Here is a 6,618-nt window from a genome sequence, read left to right as displayed (position 1 = left end):
CGTGTATGCTGCCATGGTCAGGCTGATGCTACGCCGACTGGCTGTCCCTACCTGAAATGACTTCTCAGACACCCTCTAACTTGGTTCCACGAATCAAGAGCATATGCGAGTACCTTAAGCCGAAACCTCTCCCCACTGTCAGTTTCAGAAGCCTCAGCACGAACATACTTTATGGATACATCTCTGAGCCGAATAAGGTTTTCGTAAGGAAACCATCGGCTTTCCCCTGTACTGTGCAATTGCACCTGCACCATGTCCCGATCCGCAATCCTACGGATGGCAAGTACAGTCCCCGTCCCAAGAGTCCTTCGAGTATTGGACTTGGGCATGTCCTGAACGATATGGCCTGGTTGAAAGCCGTTGCGCAGTTCCTCCACCTCATACCACTTAACGGTCTGATCTCGTCCCCACACTACTTTGACATTGACCGAGTCACCAATAGTCTTGTGATCTAAGACTATTCCCAAGCTACTCTGGCTGGCGTGTGAGACCCAGCAGTTTTGGCGGGGAATAAGTCTAGACTGCGACACCTCAGGCATTCTTGTCCTTTTTGTAGTCCATCCAAGTGTCCAAGGACTCAGGTGAGAGATACGGGTGAACCGTATTTTTCCAGTTGATGGCCCAACCTAGGTGATCGTGCCATTCTGCTGTGTCGTACCAGTCCTGCACCGCGAACCACAATGGCGGACCGCCTACGTAGGTTCTAAAAGGAGTATAATCTTCCCAAACCTGAAGTCTATCAGCCCACAAGGCAAAGATGTCCCCAGAGTCATTGCCATGGAAGTAGTGACGTGGCACTGAGGGTCTACTGTGCCCTTCTGCTGCCCAACCTAGGTAACTCGTCCAGTCTTCATCAGCATTCAATCCGACGCGAAATACCACATAGGAAGCAAAAGAGTGGAACCCGCGTTCCCACAGAGCAAGGTCGTCCCAGTCCCTAAACCAAGCTTCTTCAATAATCTCATCCGCCTGATACTCCAGCCGTTGCTGTATCACTTCGTAGGCTGCATCTCGACTCATCACATTAGGACTTGAGTACGTCCACCAACGATTGAGCCAGTCGGACCATACAGAATACTCCCACCACTGTGGAGTGGCTGCCCATAGATCACGAAACTCCAAGAAAAGAACCAAGCTCTTCCCTGTCCACTCTTGGTCGTGCAGCCAAGTTAACCAATTCGATAATCGCTTTGAACTGAATTCAGACAGCAACCCGTAGATCTGGTCACGCTCAGCAGCAGTTGCATAGTCTATATCCGAGACCAATTCATCCAGGCGGAGGTCTATTGGGCGGATCTCCGTATCCTCGTTTGCGTCGTACAGCGCCTCTACAAGGTCGCCGTCATACTCTGCGAGGGGCTCTGGTTCATCCGGTAGAACTGCTTCTTCACCAAGACCGTCTAGTGAAAGGTCGAGGTCTGTCTCCGGTTCACTGCCTGCTTGCCAGTACGAGATTCCATCGTCGTCGATGATTTGATTCTCTTCACGGTCCGTATAGACACTCGGAGTATCAGCTACATTCTCTACACGAATCGGCAGGCTTACTGAATCGCTATCATCGTCAACCGATTTTCCCCTATTGTCTTCAGTTGCGACATCGATCATCTGCAGTTGAATACCTGCAGAAACAGGGAGCTCAGTAGTCCCTTGAGCGTCACTCACCTGATCAGACCAAGGATCGTCCTTTGAGGGGCCCGCGCTGGTCAAATCGGCAAAGTCACCTGCGATCCATGGTATCAGCCATTTACACAGCAGTCTCAACTACAAGTCAGTAGGCGCGATACTCTACATGGGCACTTTAAGATATTGGTCCTTGGGAGTCCTCGTTAGGAACCAAAGACAGAAAGCAGACTAGTCAAATAGGGTGTTAATCCCAATGTCGTCACACATTGATCTGATACCCACATATACTGGGGCCTTTAGGCCCCTTCTTCGGTCCCGGGGACAGGTACCGGGCCGATGCAGTAGTAGGCGCAATTATCGAGCAGGCGCTGAATGACGTCCGGGGACGTGCTGCGTGTCATGGGCCATCTGCTGGAGAGATCGGCGCTGATCTCCTCGGCGTTCATCGGATCGTTCGAGTTGCCCAGAAGAATGCGGAATATGGCCTCCTTCATGGGTGTATCGGGCAGAAGGAAGTCCTGCTCATTCGAGCAGTGGCCGACAATAATGTCTATGAAGTCCTGCTGGTCCGACGTGGCGATCTCGTCGTCCGCGTAGCCCTGCCGGCACATGTAGCAAAGCCGGTTGGCTACAAGAACGGGCAGAGAGCGCCGTGACGCCTCAGCGCCCTCGGGGTCGATAAAGTAAGGACGATACTGGGGGCCTTCGGCCTCGGGCCGCGTGTCACTAGTCATCAAAAAACATCCTCAGGCCAGTCTAGCATTTGCACCTCGACGGTCTCTCCCGGCTCCTTGGCGGGGAGGTCCTCTGGACACACAGCGAGTCCGTTGGCGCCTGCCATGGAGGTGAGCAGATTTGAGCTCTGATTGCCGGTCAACCGGGCGCGGTATGCGCCGTTATCTTTTGTAATCATTGCACGGGCGTAGACGCGGCGACCGTCGGTATTGTAGATCGGCTCGTCCAGCACCGCCTCGATGCTCGGCTTCTGGAACCCGCTCTTCCCCATCATCTTGTGAATGGCGGCCCGGCCGAACTGCTCGAAGGTCACCATCGCGCTGACGGGATTGCCCGGCAGTCCCAGGTGCGGGACCTTCCTGCCGTCTTCAGCGTGCAGCAGTCCGAACGCCAGCGGCTTGCCGGGGCGCATCCGCACCGACCAGAAGTCGATCTGACCATGCTGGGCCAGCACGTCCTTCACCATGTCGTAGTCGCCCTTGGAAACTCCGGCCGAGGTGATAAGCAGGTCTGCCTTCAGCCCTTCGGCGAGCTTGGAGTTCATGGAGTCCAGATTGTCTCTCGCGATTCCGAGCTGCAGGGGAACTCCGCCATACCGCCGGACACTGGCCGCAACAGAGTAGCTGTTCGCGTCGTATATCTTGCCCGGAGCGTACTCGTCACCGGGATAAAGAAGCTCGTTTCCGGTGGACAGTATGGCAACCACCGGCCTGCGCACGACATTGACAGTGTCGAACCCCAGCGAAGCGAGGACTCCGATCTCGGCGGGCCTGAGTGTGGTGCCCTTGGAGAGCACCAGCGTGCCGCTGCGCACGTCCTGGCCTGCTGGTCGTATGTCTGCGCCGAGAGTTACAGGGAAGCGGACTCCGATCTCGTCCAGTGATTCACCTGAGTTGCGCCGGTCTATTTCGTCCGTGTCCTCGAACGGAACGACGGTGTCTGCGCCGGGAGGAATTGGAGCGCCGGTCATAATGCGAACGGCAGCGCCTGGAACGACGGTGTCTTTCGGAATGTCTCCGGCGGTGACCAGGCCGACTACCTTGAGGGTGGCCGGTGAGTCCTCCGATGCTTCGGTGACATCGGCCGCCTGAATCGCGTAGCCGTCCATTGCTGAGTTATCGAGAGGAGGGATGTCGTGTACAGCCCTGGCGTGCTCGGCGAGTACCTGGCCAAGCGCGTCGAGCAACGGCACTCGCTCGGTCTCAAGGACGCTGAAGTTTCCCAGAATCCGCTCAAGCGCATCTTCCACGCTCAGCATTGATTCGTGGTGGTGTCTGTGTCCATGTTCGTGGGGGTGCATTCTTCTTTTACGCCCCTTGGCTGATCTGTAGAACTGAAGAGTCGGGGTGGCGTGTGTTCTCGGTGTTCACACTCACCCCTATCCTCTCTCTGAAAGAGATGGGGTCTGTTGGTCGGAGTTACTGCTGTTCGTTTCGCTGGTCTCGGAGGTACTGGTAGATGCTCTCGATGGTGCCGTCTTCGCTGACCCTGAAGGCGACGCCGCCGCGCTCGGCCTCGATCACTGACATCGCAATCTCCCAGCCCTGGTAGGCTGGGCCAAGGCGGCAGTCATCAGGAACGAATACGTTGTCGAACGTCACCCTGCGCTCGCTGCCCATCAGCACCCGCATGGTGCGTATCTCCAGTCCGGGGCTGTTGGCGTCGACCATGAAGACTCCAAGATTGGAGCGCCGTGGACGGTCGGGATCAGTGTTGGCCAGGGTGATCAGGTAATCAGGGTCGAACCGGCCTGTGATGAACGCCTTCTCTCCGGTGATCCGCCATCCGTTCTCTTCAGGAACGGCGCGCGTGTTCACTGCTGCGAAGTCGGAGCCGGATTCGGGCTCGTTGAAGCACTGCCAGGTGATGGACTCACCCTTCAGGCAAGGTGGAATGTAGCGCTCTTTCTGCTCTTCGGTCCCCCATACCATCATCGCGGGCACCCAGCGATTGTTGTCGCCCATGCTCGGAAGCGGCAGGTTGCGCATCTCTTCCATGAGGACGACGTCGAAGCCCGCTGTCAGACCACCGCCGCCCAGATGCCTGGGCCACGAGGGCGCAAGCCATCCCTTCTCGCCAAGCTCTCGCCTGAAAGTCTTGACCTTGGCCTGGTTATCCGCATCGAGCGGACTGCCATCCGGCGGAACTTTCAGATCGCGAGGAAAGTGTTCCTGTAGCCAGGCGCGAGCCGCCAGGCGGAATGCCTGTTGCTCCTCAGTGTACGGAGATCGAAAGTCCACGTATTCCCCCCTGCGATGACGCGCGACTTGCAGAGGCCGCACTATCGACACCCTATTTTATATACGCGGGATGGGGTTGTCGAATTGGAAATATCTGAACCGTGATTTATGTGATCGGAGGATTCTCTCAATTGCCGGATTGGTCTGCGCACTCGGTACGCAATCATGCCAATCCTTAAGTCATAAGAATCAGAGTTCAGACAGCGAGCAACGGGAAGCCGTGGGATGCTAGATCCTGCCCCGGAGCCTGGGATCGAGTACGTCCCTCAGACCGTCGCCGACGAAGTTGAACGAGAGCACCAGCAGGAAGATCGCGACTCCGGGCGCAAACGACAGCCACGGGGCGCTCCTGAGATTCACGAATGCCAGGTTGAGCATGCTGCCCCATGTGGCTATTGGGGGCTCTACGCCAACACCGATGAAGCTCAGGCCGGCCTCTCCAAGTATCGCGAAACCCATGCCCAGGGTCGCCTGGACGATAACCGGCTGAATCGAGTTGGGGACCATGTGGAACAGCAGCATACGCCAGGGGGGCGTACCGATCATGCGGGCTGCCATGAAGTACTCGCGCTCCTTCACTGAGAGCGCCTGGCTTCGCACCAGCCGGGCCTGAGTGGTGAACAGGTTTATCCCGAGCGCAATGCTCACGGTCAGCACGCTCCCACCCATGACGAGCAGCAGCAGCATAGCGAACAGCAGCCCGGGCACGGCTATCATCGCATCGATCATCCGCATGATGGCGTGGTCGATCCAGCCGCCCGCGTACGCCGCGATTATGCCAAGCGGCACGCCAATCACAATTGCCACCCCAACGGAGAGCAGACCTACGATGAGCGACACCCTCGCTCCGTAGATCAGGCGCGACAACTGATCGCGTCCCACGTGGTCAAGACCGAGGGGATTCTCCAGTGACGGCGCCTTCAGTGAGTTTATCGGGTCGATTGCCAGCGGGTCAGCCGGCGCGATCCAGGGTGCGAATATCCCGACGACAAGGATCAAGCCGATATAAGACAAGCCTATGGCTGACAGCTTGTGCTGCAGAAGCTGCTTGATGTTGTCGCTCGGAAGCGCTTCCAGCACTCTTCCGATAGTGCCAGTCCTAGCTGTGGCGGAGCCGCTGTCCCTCATTGCTCGTACCTGATCCTGGGATCGAGGTAGGCGTACATAATGTCGGTCAGGAGGTTGGCGACGAGAATGGCGACCGCGGACATCATGACTATTGCCTGGATCACGGGGAAATCAGAGCGTTGAAGCGCGAACACCGCAAGCCGTCCCACTCCCGGCCAGCTGAACATGGTCTCGATGATCACTGAGCCGCCCAGTATGTTGCCGAGCCTGAGTCCCAGGATGGTGACCACGGGAAGCATGGAGTTCCTGAGCGCGTGCAGCCAGATGACTCGACGCTCGAACAGACCCTTGGCCCGTGCCGTTCTGATGTAGTCCTCTCCCATCACCTCCAGCAGAGACGAGCGCGTCTGGCGCATGATGGTAGCGGCGCCGTTTAGCCCCAGGGCGAGAGCGGGCAGGGCCATGTGCCTCAGCCCATCTATGGGGTGTTCCCAGACCAGCTCCGACCCGAACACCGGCAGGATGCCCAGGGTTACGCCAAACAGCAGAATCAGCATGAGCGCAAACCAGAAGTCCGGCATGGCAATGCCGAACATCGCGCCGCTGGTGGCGACCATGTCTGTTATCGAGTTGCGCTTGAGCGCAGCGATGACCCCCGTGGCGAGTCCCAAAACGAGCGACACGATGAAGCTGGCAGCGGCAAGCTGCAACGTGTGGGGCAGTCTCGACGCGAGCTCTGAGGTCACGGGGCGCTTGTTCTGGAAAGACCTGCCCCAATCACCGGTGACCATGCCTCCGAGCCAGCTCAGGTACTGGATGGGCAATGGACGGTCCAGGCCGAGCTGGCGCATCATGGCCTCGCGGATCTCCGGAGTCAGCGCCTCGCTATCCTCGCCCGCCATCGAGTAGATGGGGTCGTTCGGAAGCACCCTCATCAGCAAGAAGATCATCA

Annotated in this window: 6 protein-coding genes; all 6 read right to left on the bottom strand. The window is 57.7% G+C overall.

Annotation, left to right across the window (positions count from 1 at the left end):
* Nucleotides 1-531: 531 nt before the first annotated feature.
* Nucleotides 532-1,707, bottom strand: coding sequence for a hypothetical protein (locus tag J4G14_07905; protein ID MCE2457727.1), 1,176 nt, complete (start codon nt 1,705-1,707; stop codon nt 532-534).
* A 212-nt stretch (nt 1,708-1,919) separates the two neighbouring features.
* Nucleotides 1,920-2,357, bottom strand: a complete 438-nt coding sequence (locus J4G14_07900; GenBank protein ID MCE2457726.1) for a hypothetical protein — start codon at nt 2,355-2,357, stop codon at nt 1,920-1,922.
* Nucleotides 2,357-3,616 (bottom strand): molybdopterin molybdotransferase MoeA, encoded by a 1,260-nt coding sequence (locus J4G14_07895; protein MCE2457725.1) that lies wholly within the window; start codon nt 3,614-3,616, stop codon nt 2,357-2,359. The genes J4G14_07900 and J4G14_07895 overlap by 1 nt, the downstream gene beginning before the upstream one ends.
* A 160-nt stretch (nt 3,617-3,776) precedes the next feature.
* Nucleotides 3,777-4,598, bottom strand: a complete 822-nt coding sequence (locus J4G14_07890; GenBank protein ID MCE2457724.1) for an acyl-CoA dehydrogenase family protein — start codon at nt 4,596-4,598, stop codon at nt 3,777-3,779.
* Nucleotides 4,599-4,826: 228 nt separating this feature from the next.
* Nucleotides 4,827-5,726, bottom strand: coding sequence for an ABC transporter permease (locus tag J4G14_07885; protein MCE2457723.1), 900 nt, complete (start codon nt 5,724-5,726; stop codon nt 4,827-4,829).
* Nucleotides 5,723-6,618 (bottom strand): ABC transporter permease (locus tag J4G14_07880; protein ID MCE2457722.1); only part of this gene is annotated, 896 nt, incomplete at its 5' end. The genes J4G14_07880 and J4G14_07885, both read right to left, overlap by 4 nt.

It is taken from the genome of Dehalococcoidia bacterium (assembly GCA_021295915.1).
Lineage (GTDB): Bacteria > Chloroflexota > Dehalococcoidia > Lucifugimonadales > UBA1123 > VXRN01.
The sequence above is the reverse complement of the archived record's forward strand: the minus strand, read 5'-3'. Positions and strand labels throughout refer to the sequence as shown.